At 72.5% G+C, this 17,910-nt stretch carries 14 protein-coding genes and 1 pseudogene; 7 read left to right on the forward strand and 8 right to left on the reverse strand.

Features of this window, described 5'->3' with window-relative positions; all coding sequences use genetic code 11:
- Window positions 1–248 (reverse strand): annotated as a pseudogene (locus tag FAF44_RS26945) (hypothetical protein); the annotation flags it as partial.
- A 223-nt stretch (window positions 249–471) separates the two neighbouring features.
- Between FAF44_RS26945 and FAF44_RS26950 the strand changes: the two are divergent.
- Window positions 472–882 (forward strand): peptidase inhibitor family I36 protein, encoded by a 411-nt coding sequence (locus tag FAF44_RS26950; protein WP_237106061.1) that lies wholly within the window; start codon window positions 472–474, stop codon window positions 880–882.
- Window positions 883–973: 91 nt separating this feature from the next.
- On the opposite strand, the gene FAF44_RS26955 is transcribed toward FAF44_RS26950, so the two are convergent.
- Both FAF44_RS26955 and dnaE read right to left on the reverse strand, forming a co-directional pair.
- Window positions 974–1,267 carry a DUF6300 family protein gene (locus tag FAF44_RS26955; RefSeq protein WP_237106062.1) on the reverse strand — a complete coding sequence of 98 codons (294 nt, stop codon included), beginning with the start codon at window positions 1,265–1,267 and terminating at the stop codon, window positions 974–976.
- Window positions 1,264–4,806: a DNA polymerase III subunit alpha gene (gene dnaE, locus FAF44_RS26960; protein ID WP_308193382.1), complete on the reverse strand. Its 3,543-nt coding sequence runs from the start codon at window positions 4,804–4,806 to the stop codon at window positions 1,264–1,266. The genes FAF44_RS26955 and dnaE overlap by 4 nt, the downstream gene beginning before the upstream one ends.
- Window positions 4,807–4,912: 106 nt before the next feature.
- Between dnaE and FAF44_RS26965 the strand changes: the two genes are divergently transcribed.
- Both FAF44_RS26965 and FAF44_RS26970 read left to right on the forward strand, forming a co-directional pair.
- Entirely contained in the window at window positions 4,913–5,866 is a 954-nt protein-coding gene (locus FAF44_RS26965; protein WP_237106063.1) for a LysR family transcriptional regulator, read from the forward strand.
- A 171-nt stretch (window positions 5,867–6,037) separates the two neighbouring features.
- Window positions 6,038–7,078: a methyltransferase gene (locus FAF44_RS26970; RefSeq protein WP_237106064.1), complete on the forward strand. Its 1,041-nt coding sequence runs from the start codon at window positions 6,038–6,040 to the stop codon at window positions 7,076–7,078.
- Window positions 7,079–7,103: 25 nt separating this feature from the next.
- Here the strand turns inward: FAF44_RS26970 and FAF44_RS26975 are convergent, their stop codons facing one another.
- The 3 genes from FAF44_RS26975 to FAF44_RS26985 all read right to left on the reverse strand — a co-directional run bounded on the left by FAF44_RS26975 (window position 7,104) and on the right by FAF44_RS26985 (window position 10,788).
- Window positions 7,104–7,784 (reverse strand): hypothetical protein, encoded by a 681-nt coding sequence (locus FAF44_RS26975; RefSeq protein WP_237106065.1) that lies wholly within the window; start codon window positions 7,782–7,784, stop codon window positions 7,104–7,106.
- A 531-nt stretch (window positions 7,785–8,315) separates the two neighbouring features.
- Window positions 8,316–9,971 (reverse strand): aminotransferase class V-fold PLP-dependent enzyme, encoded by a 1,656-nt coding sequence (locus tag FAF44_RS26980; protein ID WP_237106066.1) that lies wholly within the window; start codon window positions 9,969–9,971, stop codon window positions 8,316–8,318.
- A 328-nt stretch (window positions 9,972–10,299) separates the two neighbouring features.
- A complete protein-coding gene (locus tag FAF44_RS26985; protein ID WP_237106067.1) occupies window positions 10,300–10,788 on the reverse strand; it encodes an ArsI/CadI family heavy metal resistance metalloenzyme in 489 nt (162 codons plus the stop codon).
- An 83-nt stretch (window positions 10,789–10,871) separates the two neighbouring features.
- Between FAF44_RS26985 and FAF44_RS26990 the strand changes: the two genes are divergently transcribed.
- The gene (locus FAF44_RS26990) at window positions 10,872–11,234 is read left to right on the forward strand and encodes a helix-turn-helix transcriptional regulator (RefSeq protein WP_237106068.1); all 363 of its coding nucleotides are present in this window, start codon (window positions 10,872–10,874) and stop codon (window positions 11,232–11,234) included.
- Window positions 11,235–11,259: 25 nt separating this feature from the next.
- On the opposite strand, the gene FAF44_RS26995 is transcribed toward FAF44_RS26990, so the two are convergent.
- Window positions 11,260–12,750, reverse strand: a complete 1,491-nt coding sequence (locus FAF44_RS26995) for a carboxylesterase/lipase family protein (RefSeq protein ID WP_237106069.1) — start codon at window positions 12,748–12,750, stop codon at window positions 11,260–11,262.
- Between the two features lie 89 nt (window positions 12,751–12,839).
- On the opposite strand from FAF44_RS26995, the gene FAF44_RS27000 reads away from it, so the two are divergent.
- From FAF44_RS27000 to FAF44_RS27010, 3 genes are all read left to right on the forward strand, one after another.
- Window positions 12,840–13,529 (forward strand): TetR/AcrR family transcriptional regulator, encoded by a 690-nt coding sequence (locus tag FAF44_RS27000; protein ID WP_237106070.1) that lies wholly within the window; start codon window positions 12,840–12,842, stop codon window positions 13,527–13,529.
- A gap of 256 nt (window positions 13,530–13,785) precedes the next feature.
- Window positions 13,786–14,742: an alpha/beta hydrolase gene (locus FAF44_RS27005; RefSeq protein WP_237106071.1), complete on the forward strand. Its 957-nt coding sequence runs from the start codon at window positions 13,786–13,788 to the stop codon at window positions 14,740–14,742.
- A gap of 935 nt (window positions 14,743–15,677) precedes the next feature.
- A complete protein-coding gene (locus tag FAF44_RS27010; protein ID WP_237106072.1) occupies window positions 15,678–16,532 on the forward strand; it encodes an aldo/keto reductase in 855 nt (284 codons plus the stop codon).
- Between the two features lie 65 nt (window positions 16,533–16,597).
- Here the strand turns inward: FAF44_RS27010 and FAF44_RS27015 are convergent, their stop codons facing one another.
- A complete protein-coding gene (locus FAF44_RS27015; protein ID WP_237106073.1) occupies window positions 16,598–17,674 on the reverse strand; it encodes a hypothetical protein in 1,077 nt (358 codons plus the stop codon).
- Window positions 17,675–17,910 lie beyond the last annotated feature (236 nt).

Consider the following 17,910-nt stretch of genomic DNA (forward strand, 5'->3'; position numbering starts at 1 on the left):
ACCTCCGCGTCTCCGGCCGTCTCCGCGCCGCCTACCGGCCCCGCCACCTCCACACCTCCGGCCGTCTCCGCTGCTACCGTCCTCGCCTCCTCTGCCGCACCCGCGGCTTCCGGCACATCACTCGCTCCTGACACACCTGTCACCCCCGGCACACCGTCCACACCCGCCGCCTCGGCCGCCCGGACGAGCATGTCCGGATCCGCGTTTCCGGGCGGCTCGGATCCCGGCCCGCTCTTGACCCCACCCACGCCGGAAAGTATACGAACCATTACTCTGAGCGTCCGAGACTGGCCACGGACTGTCCGAGAACGGCGCGCCGGTGGCCTGTTCCGGACGAGTTCGCACGAGTCCGTCCGCCTCCCTGTTGGACACCCCGGCGGCACCGGTCAACTGGCACTGCGCCGCCCCGGAAGCCTCCGGACCGCGGCCCGTTCACACACGGTCGTTCACACATAGGGAGCAGCAACCACCATGAGCGAGCACAGCGAGAAGGCCACCCGCATCACCCGGCTCGGCAAGGCCCTCCTCTCCGGCGGAGTCACGGCCCTGGCCGCCGTGGCCCTGATGTCCGGGCCGGCCGCCGCCGCGCCGGGGCACCTGAATGCCACGGAGCTGCAGCGGGCCAGAGCGGCATGCCCGTCCGGGTACGTGTGCATCTACCCCGACCAGGGCTCGGGCGGCAACCCGGCCACCTACTACCGGTACGGCTCGTACAACCTGAGCAACGTCTTCGGTAACCGGCTGGTCGTCAACAACCAGACCGGCGGCGCGGGTCTGCGCCTCTGCACGTCCTACGGCGGGCAGAACTGCGGCGCGCGTCTCGGCCCCGGCCAGTACGTGCGCAACCTCTCGCCGATCAACTCCATCCTCCTTGAGCCGTAACCACCGGCGCCGGTGAGCAGGCCGGGCCGGACCCACCCCTCGGGTCCGGCCCGGCCCTTCGCGCGTGCGGGTCCGGACAACGGCGCGGGGTTCACCGGCGGTCGTCCGCGTCCGGGATCGGCGGGCGGGCGTGCTCGATCCACCGGCGCAGCAGCCGGGCGAGCAGGGCGGCGTCCTGCCGGCGGGCCGTCGCGTGGACGGCGAAGTACGTGACGAGCGGCCCGGCGACCGGGTCATCGGCGTCGCAGCGGCCGCAGAGCAGCACCTCGCCGGCCCCGTGCACGACGCGGCCGGCGGCGTCCGGCCGGGTGTGCGGCAGGCGCAGGACGGCGAGGACCTCGCCGGTGCGGCAGCGCGGGCACGCGTCCTCCCGGGCGGCGCTCACCCGCCGCCGATCGCCGTGGCCCCGAGCAGGGCCTTGATGTCGCCGTAGAAGGACGGCCCCGGGGTGACCTGGAAGGGGACCAGGTCGAGCAGCACGTTCGCGGCCTGCGGGCGACGCAGGTGCACGTGTACGGGCGCGCGCCCGGGGTGGGCGGTGAGGATGTGCTTGAACTCCCGCACGACCCGCGCGTTCAGTTGGCCTTCCTGGATCGAGATCACCACGGGCTGCTCGGCCCCCGACATGGAGACGTCGAGGACGGCGATGTCCTCGCCGTAGACGCTCAGCGACTCGTCGCGCACGTTGATCCGGCCCCGCACGGCGATCACGCGGTCCTCGGCCAGGGCCTCGCCGTACAGGGCGTACGTCTTGGGGAAGATCAGGCACTCCACGGCGGCGTCGTGGTCCTCAAGGGTGACGATCGCCCAGGGGCTGCCCTGCTTGGTGACCTTGCGTTGCAGGCCGGAGACGATGCCGCTCACCCGGGCCGCGCCGTCCTGGCGTCCGGAGGCGAGCAGGTCGGCGATCGTGGTGTCGCGGTTGGCGTCCAGGACGCGTTCGGCGCCGTCGAGGGGGTGGCTGGAGACGTACAGGCCGAGCATCTCCCGTTCGAAGGCGAGCAGGGTGGCCGGGTCCCACTCCCCCTCCGGGACGGCGACCGAGAACGCGCCGCTGTGGCCCGGCTCGCCGAACAGGGTGTCCTGGCCGTGGGCCTCGTTGCGTTTGACGTCGATGACGGTGTCGATGGCCTGCTCGTGCACCGCGACCAGGGCCTTGCGGTGGTGGCCGAGGCCGTCGAACGCCCCGGCCTTGGCCAGCGACTCGATGACGCGCTTGTTGCAGACGACCGGCGGCACCTTGGTGAGGAAGTCGTCGAAGTCGGCGTAGGGGCCCTTGGCCTCGCGGGTGGCGACGACGGCGTCCACGACGTTGGCGCCCACGTTGCGGACGGCGCCGAGGCCGAAGCGAATGTCGGAGCCGACGGCGGCGAAGTCGAGCCTGCTCGCGTTGACGTCGGGCGGCAGCACCTTGATGCCGAGGCGGCGGCAGTCGGACAGGTAGACGGCCATCTTGTCCTTGTCGTCGCCGACGGAGGTGAGCAGCGCGGCGAGGTACTCGCAGGGGTGGTTGGCCTTGAGGTAGGCGGTCCAGTAGGAGACCAGGCCGTATCCGGCGGTGTGCGACTTGTTGAAGCCGTACCCGCTGAAGGGCACCAGCACGTCCCAGACCGCCTTGACGGCCTGGCCGGAGAAGCCCTGCTCGCGCATGCCGGCCGAGAACCTGTCCCACTCGGCGTCCAGGACCTCTTTCTTCTTCTTGCCCATGGCCCGGCGCAGCAGGTCGGCGGCGCCGAGCGAGTAGCCGGCGAGCTGCTGGGCGATGGCCATCACCTGCTCCTGGAAGACGACCAGGTGGTAGGTGTCGCCGAGGATGGGTTCGAGAGCCTGTTCCAGTTCGGGGTGGATGGGTTCGACCTGCTGCTTGCCGGTCTTGCGCAGCGCGTAGTTGGTGTGGGCGTTCATCTCCATCGGTCCGGGCCGGTAGAGGGCGTTCACGGCCGCGATGTCGGTGAACGTGGTGGGCTGCATGAGCCGGAGCAGCACCCGCATGCCGCCGCTGTCGAGCTGGAAGACGCCGAGCGTGTCGCCGCGGGCGAGCAGCTCGTACGTGGTGGCGTCGTCCGTCGGGACCTCGAAGATGTCGATGTCGAGGCCCTTGTTGGCGCGGACGTTGGCGATGGCGTCGCCGATCACGGTCAGGTTGCGCAGGCCGAGGAAGTCCATCTTCAGCAGGCCCATGTCCTCGGCCTGCGTGAACGGGAAGCCGGTGATGACGGGGCCGCCCGCCTTGGGCTTGACCAGCGGCAGCACGTCGAGCAGCGGCTCGCTGGACAGGATCACGCCGGCGGCGTGCACGCCGGTGCCGCGGGTCAGGCCCTCGATGCCGGTCGCGGTGTCGATGACGCGTTTGACGTCGGGGTCCTGCTCGTACATGGTGCGCAGTTCGGCGGCCTCGCCGTGGCGGGGGTGGCCCTGGTCGTGGATGGCCGCCAGCGGGATCTCCTTGCCGCCGACGGCGGCGGGGAACGCCTTGGTGATGCGGTCGCCGACGGCGTACGGCAGGCCCAGCACCCGGCAGGAGTCCTTGACGGCGGCCTTGGCCTTGATGGTGCTGAACGTGACGATCTGGCAGACGCGGTCGTCGCCGTACTTGCGGGTGACGTAGTCGATCATCTCGTCCCGCCGCCGGTCGTCGAAGTCGAGGTCGACGTCCGGCATGGTGATGCGCTCGGGGTTGAGGAAGCGCTCGAAGATGAGCTTGTGCTCGATGGGGTCGAGCTGGGTGATGCCGGTGCAGTACGCCACCATCGACCCGGTGGCCGAGCCGCGGCCGGGGCCCAGGCCGATGCCCTGCTCGCGGGCGTGGCGGCAGATGTCGGCCACCACGAGGAAGTAACCGGGGAAGCCCATGGCGTCGATGACGCCCAGCTCGTAGTCGATGCGGTCGAGCACCTCGCGTGGCGGGTCGCCGCCGTAGCGGCGGCGGGCGCCGTCGAGGGTCTGCGTGCGCAGCCAGCTCGCCTCGCTCTCGCCGTCCGGGACGGGGAAGCGCGGTGTCAGGTCCCGGTGGGCGAACACCTCGGCGTAGTCGCCGACCCGTTCGGCGATGAGCAGGGTGTTGTCGCACGCGCCGGGCACCTCGGCGTCCCACCGGGCGCGCATCTCGGCGGCGGGTTTGATGAAGTAGCCGCTGCCGCTGAACCGGAAGCGGTCGGCGTCGGCGAGCCGTTTGCCGGTGCCGACGCACAGCAGCGCGTCGTGCGCCTGGGCCTGGCCCTCGGTGACGTAGTGGGAGTCGTTGGTGGCCAGGGGCGGCAGGCCGAGTCTCCTGCCGAGGGACAGCAGGTCGTCGCGGACCCGGCGCTCGATGGCCAGACCGTGGTCCATCAGCTCCAGGTAGTAGTCGCCGGGGCCGAAGATGTCGCGGTAGCGGGCGGCGGCCTCGACGGCCTGCTCGTACTGGCCGAGGCGGAGCCGGGTCTGCACCTCGCCGGAGGGGCAGCCGGTGGTGGCGATGACGCCGGCGCCGTGCTCGGCGAGCAGTTCGTCATCCATGCGCGGATATTTCTGGACGTGCCCTTCGAGCCAGGCACGGGACTGGAGGCGGAACAGGTTGCGCAGGCCCCGGGCGTCGGCCGCCCACATCGTCATGTGCGTGTACAGGCCGCGCCCGGAGACGTCGCCGCCCTCGCCGGTGTCGTCGTTCGAGCGGCGCAGGGTCAGGTTGTCGCTGTAGTACACCGGCCCGCGGTGGTGCCGGGAGACGGGGGCGACGTACGCCTCGATGCCGATGACAGGCTTGACGCCCGCCCGGCGTGCGGCCTGGTGGAACTCGTACGCCCCGTGCACGTTGCCGTGGTCGCTCATCGCGACGGCGGGCATGCCCTGCCGGGCCACCTCGTCCATGAGCAGCCCGACCTTGGCGGCGCCGTCGAGCATGCTGTACTCGGTGTGCACGTGCAGATGGACGAAGGATTCCACCGGCTGATCACTCCTGCTGGTTGTAGTCTCCGGGGGTGGCCCGCGACATTCGACCCGAGAGCAGGTGGGGTTGTCCAACAATCGACACACCGATTCATCACAACCAATGGTTGTCGCCGATGATGAGGCTGAGCTGGATCTCGGCGCGGTGCGCGCCTTCGTCGCCGTCACCGAGGAGCGTTACTTCAGCGAGGCCGCGGCCCGTCTGGGGGTCACCCAACAGGCCGTCTCGAAGCGGATCGCGAAGCTGGAGTCCGACCTGGGGCTGAGGCTGCTCTCCCGCACCCGCACGGGTGCCGAACCGACCGAGGACGGCCGGACGTTCCTGCCGCACGCCCGCGCCCTGATCGGGATCGCCGACCAGGCGCGGGAGGTGCTGCGCGGCCGGCGGCGCGCGCTGCGGGTGGACGTCCTGGACACGAGGCTGGCCCCGGTCGACCTGATCAGGGCCTTCCACCGGCGCAACGAGGGCGTGGACGTCGAGATCGTCACCTCCGACGGACTCAGGAGCGTGCGCGGCGCGCTCGATCGCGGGTCCGTGGACGCCGCCTTCTGCCGGGTGAGCGGCCCGCTGGAGGAACTCGACGCCGTGCCGGCGTTCCTGGAGCCGGCGCGGCTGCTCGTCAGCCGGCGCCATCCGCTGGCCGGACGCGCGGCGGTGCGGATGGCGGAGCTGTCGGGGTCGGTGGTGTGGATGCCCGGCAACGTCCCCGGCAGCGAGTGGACCGAGTTCTACCACCTGCTCGGGGCCGCGTTCGGCGTCGAGATCGACACATCGGGGCCCGACTTCGGCTGGGATCACTTCGTGACCGACGTCGGCGCGGGGCGCGGGGTCAGCCTCGTCGGCGAGACGATGCGGCTGCCCTGGCATCCCGACACAGTGCAGGTCCCGCTCGTCGAGCCGGTGCCCACCTACCCGTCGTCGCTGCTGTTCCACCGGCGTAACCGGCATCCGGCGCTGGCGGCCCTGGTCGCCTTCGTGGCCGGCAACCGCCCGGTCTTCGATCCGCGGCGTCAGTGGCTGCCCGAAGCCGATCGGGCCGCCTTCAGCCGCCGCTGAAAGATCACAAACGTCGCCCTTGCCCACCGCGGCCCCGGCCCGGCTCCCTGTCGGCCCTTCAGCCGATCGCCACTGACATGCACGCGCCGTCCCGCTCCGGTGACCTCTGGTGAGAAGGGGGACGCGCGTCTACGCTTGGCACAAGATCCCCTGTAGCTGGGAGGCTCCGCCATGCCGACCGAGATCAGCGGCTCGACGCCCACCGGGCCGGAAGACCGGGACGCCACGCGGTTCGTCATCGACGAGGCGCTCGGGTACGTCTACGCGGGCGCGCTACGGGCGGTCGCCGCCCTCGGCGTCGCCGACCTGCTGGCCGGCGGGCCGCTCACGGTGGCGGAGCTGGCCGGGCGCGCGGAGGTGCACGAGGTGCCCCTGCGCCGGGTCCTGCGGGTGCTGGCCACGCGCGGCATCTTCGAGGAACTGGCCGACGGGCGCTTCGGCCTCACCGCGGCCGGGCAGGCGCTGCGCTCGGACGCGCCCCTGTCGGCACGGCCGGCCGTCCTCATGCTCACCGACACCACCCTGTGGCGGCCCGTCGGCGAGGTGGAGCTGTCGCTGCGGCGGGGCGGCTCGGTGTTCGAGGACATCTTCGGCATGTCGTTCTTCGACTACGTCGCCAGGAACCAGCAGACCGCGACCGCCTTCCACAGCGGCATGGCCGCCTTCTCCGACCAGGAGAACGAGCCGCTCGCCGCCGCGTACGACTTCCCGGCGTCCGGGGTCGTGGTCGACGTCGGCGGCGGTCACGGCGGGTTCCTGCTGGAGGTGCTGCGCCGGCACCCCGGCCTCGACGGCGTGCTGATGGACGAGCCGCACGTGGTGGCCGAGCACCGGCTCGACGTCGAGGAGGTCAAGGGCCGCTGGCGGCCGGCCCCCGGCGACTTCTTCGCCGAGGTGCCCGCCGGTGCGGACGTCTACATGATCAAGCGCATCCTGCACGACTGGGACGACGAGAGCTGCGTGCGCATCCTGCGCAACTGCCGCCGGGCGATGAACGACGGCGGGCGCATCCTGGTCCTCGACGCGGTCATCCCGCCCGGCAACGAGCCCCACCAGGCCAAGGCCGTGGACATGATGCTGATGACCGCCTTCCCCGGGCGCGAGCGCACCGAGGCCGAGTTCGCGGAGCTGTTCACCGCCGCCGGGCTGCGGCCGGCGCGGATCATCCCCACGGGGACGGTGGTCTCGATCGTCGAGGGCGTCGAACCGTAGCGATCGCGGGCGGCCCGTTGCGGCCTCACAGGCAGGAGAGCCGGACGGGGCCGGCCGCCATCGCCTGGTCGCCCGTCGTGTTCCCCTTGCCGGTGTCACGTATCTCCACCATGACCAGGCCGCCGGCGACCGTGACCGGCGACGGCGCCGCCACCCACGTGCCCTGCCGCATGCGCTGGTCGAGGGTGAACTCCGCGACCGTGCGGGCGCCCTCGTCGAAGCCGTCGCTGACCGTGTACCAGACGCGCTGGGCGGCCAGGCCGGACTTGGGCACGTACACGCCCACCGCGCACCGGTGCCGGCCGCGCAGGCCGGTGGTGAACCGCCACTGGAACGCGTTGCCCCGCACGCCGACCGCCTTGGGGTCGTACGTCCGCTCCGAGAACAGGAACCCGTTCCCGCAGCCGGCGCCGGTCCAGCCGGGCGCCTTGGCGTCCTTCCAGCCGTTCCGGCCCGGGGCGCCGATGATGCGCACGCTGCGGCTGCCGTCGCGTGGGCAACTGGGACCGGCGACCGCCGTGAACGCGATCCCGGCCCCGCCCTGGCGCGCCGCCGCACCCGGCGCGGCGCTCTGCTGCCCGGTCGCCCGGGTCGTGGCGGACGCGGGCGGCCGGGACGGCGCGGCGGAGGCGGCGGTGGGCTCCCGGCCCTGGTTGACCAGGATCGCCGCGACCAGCCCGGCCTGCACGAGCACCCCGGCGATCACCCACACCGAGCCGCGCGGCCATCGCCTCGGCGGCTTTTCCGCCGGTCGTGCCGGCTCGGTGGGAGCCTGCGCCTCGGACGTGGCCGGCTGTGGTGGACACGCCAAGGTCGCGGCTGCCCGCGGTGGGCTCATCGGGGTCGCGGCTGCCTGCGGCGGGTGCGCCGGGGTCGCGGAGAACGGTCGGACCTGGCGGAACCGCACGGTGTCCGATGCCTCATCGCCTGTCGCACCGGCCTGTCCGACCGGTCCCTGCCCCTGCGCCTGTTCGCTCGCTGGTGCCTGCTCGTGCCCCGGCACCCGTTCGCTTCCCCGTGCCCGTTCACTCCCCTGCCCCTGTTCGCCGCCCTGCGTCCGGCCCTGCCGGTGCCGCCCGGCCGGAGTTTTCCTGCTCGACATCGCGCCCCCTGGAAGTCGGCTGCCGCTCTCCCTCGGAGCGGCTCTCCGCTTCTGGATACGCCGGGGCATGATGACCAGCCTGGCCACGGTGATGACCAGTGTTGACCACCTGACCGGCCACGCGGGCGAGCGGCGTCAGGACGGGGTGAGGCAGACCCCGGGCAGCGGGAACCAGCGCAGCCGCTCGAGCTCCTCCGGCAGGCCGGGCGGCCCGGCGTCCGCCGCGCCGGTGCGGGACTCCAGCAGGGCGCGAGCCTGGTCGAGATAGCCGGGCAGGGCGTCGTCGCCCGCCCGCTCGCGGGCCGCCGACCCCGCGTACGGGTCGTCGAACCGCAGGTCGGACAGCCGCACCGGCGGCTCGGCGGGGCCGTGACGGTGCCGCCACAGGCCGGTGCGCGGGTCGAAGCGGTAGTCGGCCAGCAACCGGCGTCCGTGCCGGGCGAGCAGGTCGACGGCGTCGATCAGGTAGTCGCAGACGGCGTCGGAGATGAAGTAGTTGAAGTTGACCCGCACCCAGCCGGGCTTGATGCCCTCGCAGCCGTTCCCGATCTCCGCCTCGAACTCCCGGGAGCGGGCCGCGTCGATGGCCAGCAGGCGGTGCCCGTACGGACCGGCGCAGGAGCAGCCGCCACGCGCCTGGATGCCGAACAGGTCGTTCAGCACCGCCACCGCGTAGTTGTGGTGCAGGAACAGCCCGCCGCCCGCGCGGATCCTGATCGAGACGATGGACAGCCGGCCGGCGTCCCGGTCGCCGAGGATCTCGATGTCCGGGTTGCGCTCCCAGCGGCGCAGGGCCCGCTGCCAGAAACGTTCCTCGCGGGCGTGGATGAGGTCGGGGCCGATGGCCTGCTTGAGCCGGAACACCAGCCCGGCGCGGATCGACTCCACGATGGCCGGCGTGCCGCCCTCCTCCCTGGCGATCGGGTCGTCGAGGTAGCGGTGCCCGGTCGGGTCCACGAACAGCACGGTGCCGCCGCCGGGCGCGGTGGGCACCCGGTTGCGCACCAGTTCCCGCCGCACCGCCAGCACGCCCGGTGTCTGCGGCCCGCCGATGAACTTGTGCGGGGACAGGAAGATCGCGTCCTTGTGGTCGCCCGCGCCGGGCGCGCTCGCGGCCATCCGGATCGGCACGTACGGAGCGGCGGCGGCGTAGTCCCAGAACGACAGCGCGCCGTGCTCGTGCAGCAGCCGGGCGACGCGGTCGGTGTCGGTCAGGATGCCGGTGACGTTGGAGGCGGCCGAGAAGCTGCCGATGAGCAGCGGCCGGCCGGCGTGCCGGGCGAGCTGGGCGCGCAGGTCGTCGCAGTCGATGTGGCCGCCCGCGTCCTCGCCGACGGCGACGGTGTCGGCGATCGACTCGCGCCAGGGCAGCTCGTTGGAGTGGTGCTCGTACGGGCCGACGAACACGACCGGCCGCTCCCGCTCGGGGACGTCCCGGCCGGTGGCGCGCAGCTCCAGGATGCCGACGAGCTTGTTGACCGCGGCCGTCGCCCCCGAGCCGCAGAAGACGACGACGTCGTCCGGGCCCGCGCCGACGCCCTCGTGCACGGCCCGGCGGGCCTCCTCGCGCAACCGGCTGGTCTGCAGCCCGGTGCCGGAGCTCTCGGTGTGGGTGTTGGCGTAGCGGGGCAGGACGTGCTCGCGGATGAAGTCCTCGATGAAGGTCAGGGACCGGCCGGAGGCCGTGTAGTCGGCGTAGACGATGCGGCGGGGGCCGTAGGGGCCGTCCAGCACCTCGTGGTCGCCGATGATGGCGCCGCGGATGCGTTCCAGCAGCGGCGAGGTCGGCAATGCCTCCCTACGATTCGGACGCGTCGTCATGGCCTTTTCGGTCGCAATTTCTGACGAAAGACGAGAATCACGCGATCACATTCCTCGGACGACCCGCGTTTCAACCTACCAGCCCTTTACATTCTGTCCCCCTTTCACGGATCCGCGGCCACCTGGAAATGCTTGTCCGGTATCGGACGGCCGGCCGGGCGGGCCCGCCCGGCCGGAAACGCTGCGGAAACAGCGCACCGTCTGAATCTGGAGCCGCGCACATTTCAGCCGTCCAGGAGAAGCACGCCACGATTTCGCGTCGATCGACAACCGCACACGTCATCCCGGGGGCGGCTCGTCAGCAGCAGCCGGCCCGCGTCCCGGCGGCGGGGACGTCCTGCCCATCAGGCTGCTCCGGGCCCTGACCGCAGGCGCAGGCGTCCTGGGCCGCGGGGCCGGTGGCCGACCTGCCGAGCGTGCCGGCGTCGGCCTTGACCACGTAGACCTCCCACGGCTCGTGGCCGGGGCCGTGGACCCACACCTTGTCCTGCAGCGCGTAGCAGCAGGAGGTGTCGTTCTCCTCGAAGGTGGCCAGGCCGGCGTTCTTGAGCCGCTCGGTCGCGGCATCGACCTGCGCGGTGTCCTCCACCTCGACGCCCAGGTGGTCGATGCGGGTGTCCTCGCCGGCCTCGCCCTCGATGAGCACCAGCTTCAGCGGGGGCTCGGCGATGGCGAAGTTGGCGTAACCGGGCCGCAGCTTGGCCGGTTCGACGCCGAACAGCTTGGAGTAGAAGGCGATCGAACCCTCCAGGTCGGCGACGCGGAGGGCGAGCTGGACACGTGACATGACGATCTCCGATCGTTGTTTCGACGAACGTCTAAACAGCTCCGAGTTTGCGCTCCTGCTTAGGACTCTGTCAAATTAGAGATATGTCGAATCAGGTCCTCGCCTCCGGATGCTGCGCACCGCTGGTCGCCGAACCGATCGAGCAGGACGAAGCGGCCGGGCTGGCGCGCGTGTTCAAGGCGCTCGGCGACCCGATCCGGGTGCGGCTGCTGTCGCTGATCGGCGCGCACACCGGCGGGCGCGTCACCGGCGAGGGCGTCTGCGTGTGTGAGCTGACCGGCGCGTTCACGGTGACCGCGCCGACCATCTCGCACCATCTGAAAGTGCTGCGCGAGGCCGGGCTGATCGACAGCCGGCGGCGCGGCACCTGGGTCTACTACTGGATCGTCCCGGCCACGCTCGAACGCCTGACCGGCGCGCTCGCCCTGCCCGACCGGCAGGCATGAGCGGCCCTTGAGACGTCGTACGGCCCTACGGGAGATCGAAGGGGGCGGGGAAGTGGCCTTCCCAGATCTGGCGGGACGCCTGTTCGGGGTAGGGCAGAGTCTTCGACTCGGTGTCCAGGACGCGGGTGAGGTGCCCGCCGGGCCGGTGGGCGGGCCAGCCCGCGTCGCCGGTGGTGACGAAGCGGACCCATGCCTCCTGGAGTTCGCGGGAGAGCGCGACGGCCTCGGGAGCGGGCTCCTCGCCGATGAGCTGGGTGCCGACGGGGCTGTCCAGCGTGCCGAACGCCAGGGGCACGTCGAGGCTGTGGCAGGCGCCCAGGATGCCGCCGAGGGCCGGGGCGACCCAGCACAGTTCGAACAGGTACGAGGTGCCGCCGGCTGCGGTGTTCGCCTCGGCCAGCTTCTGTGACGGCATGCGGAAGAGGGCGTCGGAGTACACCGTCTCCACCAGTTCCTCCGGGCCTGCCTGCGGGAACGCGGCACGGTAGGCCCGCGCGCCGTCCGGCTGCGGGGCGTGCAGTTCCAGGGCCGCGCGGGCGTCCTCCTCGGTGAAGGTGCCGTACCGTCCGCTCACGACGCTGAAGTACCGGAATTCGTCCCGGGTGTGGCCGACGAGCAGTTCGGTCCCGCTCGCGCGCGCGCCGGTCAGCGCGGGCCAGGGCGTTTCCGGGAGAACCTCCCCGTCGACGACGGGACACAGCGCGGTGCCGGTCTCCGTGAGGCGTCCCCAGCTCTCCCGGTGCGCGTGAAGGCCGGCGTTGAAGGAGGTGAGCTCGGCGGCCAGGTGCCAGGGGTCGATGTCGCGCAGGGCCTCGGCGGTGGGGGCCGCAGCGCCGAGCCGGTCCGCGAACGCGGCGGTGACCTGCCGGGCCAGCGCGGGGGTGCTGTGCAGCCCCGGCACCGAATGGGCGATGGCCCGCCGGAACAGGCCGCGTGCCGGCTGCATCGTCAGCAGGGCGGCGACCGACCCTGCCCCGGCAGACACCCCGGCCACGGTGACCCGGCCGGGGTCGCCGCCGAAGGCGGCGATGTTGCGCTGCACCCACTCCAGCGCCGCGATCTGGTCGAGGAATCCGCGGTTGGGCGGCGCGTCGTCGAGGAACGCGAAACCCTCCGCGCCCACGCGGCAGTTGATGGTCACCACGACGAGTCCCGCCTCGGCCAGCGCTGCCGGGTCGAACATCGGGTCGCTCGACGCCGCCGAGAGGTAGCCGCCCACGGGGATCCACACCAGCACCGGCAGTCCCGCCGCGCCGGGATCCGGAGTGCCGACGTTGAGCGTCAGCCAGTCGGTGCCCTGCGGGGGCACGTCGATCGGCAGGGACAGCGGCACCACGGGGCCGAACTCGACCGCCTGCCTCGTCCCCTCCCAGCGGTGCGGCGGCGCGGGCGCGGCGAAGCGGAGCGCTCCGACCGGGGGCCGGGCGTAGGGGATGCCGCGGAACACCGCGTGCCCCTGCCGCCGGAGCCCCTGCACCACGCCTTCCGTGGTCCGTGCCGTTGGCTGTTCGGACATGACGCCGTCCTTCCTCGAAGGGGTTGTCGGTCAAGTGTATTATGTCAACTGTATGGGAAACGCTCCAGGGTGCGAGAGAGAGGCCGGCGATGCCGAAACAGGTGGATCACCGCGGACGCCGCGAAGCGATCGCCCGCGCGCTGTGGCGGGTGGTGGAGCAGCGCGGCGCCACGCACCTGACGATGCGGGTGGTGGCGCAGGAAGCGGGCATGTCCCTCGGGCAACTGCAGCACTACTTCGCCTCCCGGACGGCCATGCTCTCCTTCGCCATGGACTTCGCCTCCGAGCAGACCGCGCGGCGCGTCGGCCAGGGCCTGGAGCGGTTCGGCGTCCGTCCGCATCCCCGTGACGTGCTGCGCGTGACGCTCGTGGAAATGCTCCCCCTGCACGCCGACGCCCGCGCGACCAGCCGGATGAGCGCCGCCTACGTCCTGGAGGCGCTGCACGACGAGGCCGTCCACGAGCAGGCGCGCCGCGGCCTCGCCCAGGGACGCGCCCGCGTCGAGCAGTTGCTCCGCCAGGCGATCGCCGACGGGCAGATCGACGCCGGCCGCGACCCGGCGACCGAGACCAACCTGCTCCTCGCCCTCACCGGCCTCACCCCCCTGCTCGAACTGAACGTGATCGAGCCCCACGACGCGCTCACCGCGATCGACGTCCACCTGGACAGGCTGTTCAGCGTGGACGATCGCAGCCCGGTCGCGGTGGCCGGACCGCAGGGCACGGCCGGGCCGGTAGCCGGGGACCGCACGCCGCCGTCGCCGCCCTCATCCGCCTGACAGGCACGCGAGCCGTCAGGGAAGTCCTGATAGCCTGCCAGGCATGATCCAGAAGTTCATCCGTCTTCGCCAGAGCTGAAGCGGCCCGCTCGCCGGTCGTCCCGCGACCGGCGGCAGTCGAGGCGAACCCGCACACAGATGATCGGGTTGCGCCCGCAGCCGGCCGTCTGCTTCAGGTCGCGGCCTGCCCTGCCGCGTTCGCATCCGGCAACCCAGGCGTGTTCGTCATACCTGCCATCGAAACGGACTGTTCTTCATGCGATCCACTTCCAACCGCTCGTCATCGCCCACGTTCGTGCTGGTCCACGGCTCCGGGTCCAGCTCTTTCATGTGGGCCTCCGTCCAGCGTGAGCTGGCGCTGCTCGGTCACCGCAGCTTCGCCGTCGATCTGCCGGGCCACGGCCTCGACGCGCAGTACCCGCTCACCTACCAGGCTCCCCAGGACCTCGACGCGTGGGCGGTCGAGCCGTCCACGCTGGCGGGGGTCACCCTGCGGCACAACGTCGACGCGGTCGCCGACGTGGTCCGGCGCCTGGCGGAGCACGGGCCCGTGGTGCTGGTGGCGGCCAGCCTCGGCGGCCTCACCATCAGCGGCGTGGGCAACGCGATCCCCGACCTGGTCAGCCGGCTCGTCTACATCTCCGCCTGGTCGTGCGTGCGGCGCGCCAACCCGATCGAGTACATGCAGGAGCCCGAGTTCGCCGGCAACCTGATGGGCCCGCTGGCCGCGTTCAACGTCGGCGACCCCGCCCAGCTCGGTGTCGGCCGGGCCAACTACCGGACCGCGGACGCCGAACTGCTCGCCGCGCTCAAGGCCGCGACCATGGCGGACGTCAGCGACGAGCGGTTCCGCGCCTTCCTCAACATCCTGCAGCCGGACGAGTCGATCGCGGTGATGACGGCCGACGCCCGCGTCGACGCCGGCACCTGGGGCACGATCGCCCGCACCTACATCCGCCTCACCGGCGACCGCTCCCTGCCCGTGGCCATGCAGGACCGGCTGATCGCCGAAGCGGACGCCCTGACACCCGGCAACCCGTACGACGTGCACACCCTGGACACGTCACACGCGGGGTTCGTGTTCAGGGCCGGCGAGGTGGCCGCCATCCTGGACAAGGTCGCGCTCCAGCAGGGCCGGAAGGGGATCGCCGGACGGGTCAGCCCGGCTCCTGACCGTGCCGGGAGAGCTGCTGGGCGAGGTCGTGGTGATTGAGGGAGGTGCGACAGCGCGGCGTGCACGCGGCCGACCCCGGCGGCCGGGGCCTCGGGGGCGCCGAAGTCGTCGCAGCCGGCCAGGAACGCGGTCCAGCCGGCCGAACGGGCGGATCAGCCAGTGTGGCGGCGTCGGGGGTGCGGTCACACCCGCGGAACGTATCACGCGTTACATCGGCGCTCCGGTGCTTCCGGGTGACGATCTCCGTCACCCGGCGAATGACGTCGGATGGGCACGCGTGTTCGGGTCGCGGTAGAAGAGAGCACCACCGCCGGTAGGGATTTCCCTCTCCCCGAGTACGCATCCCACCCCCGGCGGGCGCGCGGAGGTGTTGAGGAGAAGGCGTCGCGCGACCTAACGTGGGGCGGGCGAAGGGCCTCCTACCTGCGGGGCGTGCGCATCCTTCAGCCGGCAGGAGGCCCTTCCCGCCTCAGATGAGGCGGCGCGGGTCGAATAACATCCAGATGATCCAGAGGATCACCCGGGCGACCGCCGCCGCGGTGCGGATCCGCTCACGACGCTCGTCCCGCGGGTGGCTGCCGTCCATCGGGTACTCCCTTCCTCGCCGGGCCGTCCGGCGAGCAGCCCGCACGGTCCGCGCGGAAGGCCGGGGCAGCCGAGCCCATGATGGCGGAGGCCCCTGCCCGGCACAGCGGTCCGGGGCGTAGCCGTTCCCACCCGGGAGGGAAGAATCAGTCCCGTGGAGGACGATCCTCAGCCGAAGGCGGCCCGGGACCCTGGACGCGGCGGCACGTGAGCGGCTCGGGCACGTCCGGCGGGGCGGCTCCTGAGGCGGCCCGTACCTGAGCGGGTTCGCGGCCATGGACGAGCGGTGGGCGGCCAGGTCCTCGGGTCGTGAGACACGCGGCCCCGTCCCCGGCCGGCTTGACCTGGAGCGGACTCCAGGGGCCAGGCTTGGTCCCATGCACACTGCCATGACGACGCGCACCATCGGCCACCGTCGGGTCGGGGTCATCGGGCTCGGGGCCATGCCGATGTCCGTGGCCGGCCACATGCCGGACGAGGCCCAGTCGATCCGGACGATCCACGCCGCCCTCGACGCCGGAATCACCCTGATCGACACCGCCGACGCCTACACCCCGTCGCACGAGGACGTCGGACACAACGAGCGGCTGGTGGCCCGCGCCCTGTCCCTGTGGGGCGGGGACTCCGGGGACGTGCTGATCGCGACCAAGGGCGGGCACACCCGCACGCCCGACGGCTGGGACGTGGACGGCAGCCCCACGTACCTCAGGCAGGCTTGCGACCGCTCGCTGAAGACGCTCGGCGTGGACAGCATCGGCCTGTACCAGCACCACCGTCCCGACCCGAAGGTGCCGTACGAGGAGACCATCGGGGCGCTGAAGGAACTGCACGACGCCGGCAAGATCGAGCTGGCCGGCATCTCGAACGCCGACCCGGAGCAGATCAGGATCGCCCACGGCATCCTGGGCGAGCGCCTGGTGAGCGTGCAGAACGAGTACTCGCCGCGCTTCCGCTCCAGCGAGCCGGAGATCGACGTGTGCGCCGAGCTCGGGCTGGCCTTCCTGCCGTGGTCCCCGCTCGGCGGCATCGGCCGCACCGGCGAGCTGAGCGAGCGCAACGCCGCCTTCACCGAGATCGCGGTCGCGCGCGGGGTCTCGCCTCAGCAGGTCTGCCTGGCCTGGGAGCTGGCCCGCAGCCCGGTCGTCATCCCGATCCCCGGCGCCAGCCGGCCGGAGACCATCGCCGACTCGGCCGCCGCCGCCACCCTGGAGCTGACTCCTGAGGAGCTGGCGCTGCTGGGCTGAGCCGTCCGCCGCCGTGGCGGCCCTCGCGGGACGGACGTCCGCCCGCGAGGGCCGGGAAACAGTCCTCAGCTCGCCTGCTCGCGCATCAGCTCGGTGACGGTGGTGGCTCGCATCATGTGCACGTCGAGCAGTTCGGCCCGCTCGCGCGGCATGCCGCCGGCCCGGGCGGCGGCGGCCAGGGCGGCGCTCAGCCAGCGCGCGTCCACCGGCCGGCCGTCGGCCTGGCGGAACAGCGGCTCCCCCTCGGTACGGGCGGCGGCCAGCACCCGCAGCAGCGGCCGGGCCGGCGGCGGCACCGGGAAGGCGACGAGGTCGCCCCGGCCGTCGTGCACGGTCACGATGGCGGGCTCGCCGGCGATGACCGCCCGCAGGTCCTGAAGGGTCAGGCCGGCCAGCGCGGACGCGGGTGCGCCGGTGCCGTCCAGCAGCGCGACGGCGGCGGCCTCGGCCTGCCTGCCCTCGTCCGCCAGCCGGGCGACGCCCGCGCGCAGCAGCCTGCGGTCCTCCCGGCTCACCGCGTCGGCGTCGCGGGCCCCGGCCGCCGGGCGCGGCGCGGGCGGGGCGGTGGCCTCGGTGGCGGTGGCGTCGTGCCGTACGACGCCGTTGCGCCAGGCGAAGGTGTAGAGCGACGACAGCACGGCGCGTTTCCTGGACACGGTCGCCCTGGACAGGGGCTTGCCCGGGTTGCGCACCCCGATGGTGAGGGTGCCGGCGCGGGCGGCCTCGCAGTAGGCGTCCAGGTGCGCGCCGGTGACGGCGAGCAGGTCGGGAGCCGGGTCCGTGCTGCGCAGCCAGCGCAGGAACGCGGCCAGCACCTGCAGACGGTTCTGCCGGGTGGCCGCGGACTCCTTGTCCAGCAGCCAGGCGACGACCGTGCGGCGGGTGTCCGGGGGCAGGTCGTCCACGAGATCGACGTCGGCGGCCGGTGCCGCGCCGCCGTCGCCGGGACGCCGGCGCGGGCTCAGCCCGTCGATCCGCCCGACGCTGGGCGCCGTCTCCCCCGCCGTCACCTCCGCGGCGTCCTCATCCTGGACGGCCCGCGGTTCGGCTTGCGTCGCGGCCTCGTGGGAGCCGCGGCGGGAGGCTGCCTCGCGACGCGCCACGGGCGGGATCGAGGCGGAGGCGTCGCCGATCCTGGACATGCTCAGCAACTGACCGCACCCGCCCTCGCCGCGGCGCCTGGAAGGCCCGCTCGGCCGAGCAGCCCCGACCGCGCCATGGACGTCACGGAGATGTCGGTGGCCGACACGCGGGCGGGGGCGCCCCGGCGGCCCGATCCAGGCAGTGCAATCATGATCTCGATCTTCTCACGGAGCGACCCTCCATCGCCCCCGATGTCGCGCTATAACCGCAGATGTCACACTCTGCCGACTCCGCT

Source organism: Nonomuraea sp. MG754425 (assembly GCF_021699195.1).
GTDB lineage: Bacteria > Actinomycetota > Actinomycetes > Streptosporangiales > Streptosporangiaceae > Nonomuraea.

Coding starts and splice junctions, on each gene's coding strand:
- FAF44_RS26950 (WP_237106061.1), top strand. CDS start 472: ATGAGCGAGCACAGCGAGAAGGCCACCCGCATCACCCGGCTCGGCAAG.
- FAF44_RS26965 (WP_237106063.1), top strand. CDS start 4,913: ATGGTTGTCGCCGATGATGAGGCTGAGCTGGATCTCGGCGCGGTGCGC.
- FAF44_RS26970 (WP_237106064.1), top strand. CDS start 6,038: ATGCCGACCGAGATCAGCGGCTCGACGCCCACCGGGCCGGAAGACCGG.
- FAF44_RS26985 (WP_237106067.1), bottom strand. CDS start 10,788: ATGTCACGTGTCCAGCTCGCCCTCCGCGTCGCCGACCTGGAGGGTTCG.
- FAF44_RS26990 (WP_237106068.1), top strand. CDS start 10,872: ATGTCGAATCAGGTCCTCGCCTCCGGATGCTGCGCACCGCTGGTCGCC.
- FAF44_RS26995 (WP_237106069.1), bottom strand. CDS start 12,750: ATGTCCGAACAGCCAACGGCACGGACCACGGAAGGCGTGGTGCAGGGG.
- FAF44_RS27000 (WP_237106070.1), top strand. CDS start 12,840: ATGCCGAAACAGGTGGATCACCGCGGACGCCGCGAAGCGATCGCCCGC.
- FAF44_RS27005 (WP_237106071.1), top strand. CDS start 13,786: ATGCGATCCACTTCCAACCGCTCGTCATCGCCCACGTTCGTGCTGGTC.
- FAF44_RS27010 (WP_237106072.1), top strand. CDS start 15,678: ATGACGACGCGCACCATCGGCCACCGTCGGGTCGGGGTCATCGGGCTC.
- FAF44_RS27015 (WP_237106073.1), bottom strand. CDS start 17,674: ATGTCCAGGATCGGCGACGCCTCCGCCTCGATCCCGCCCGTGGCGCGT.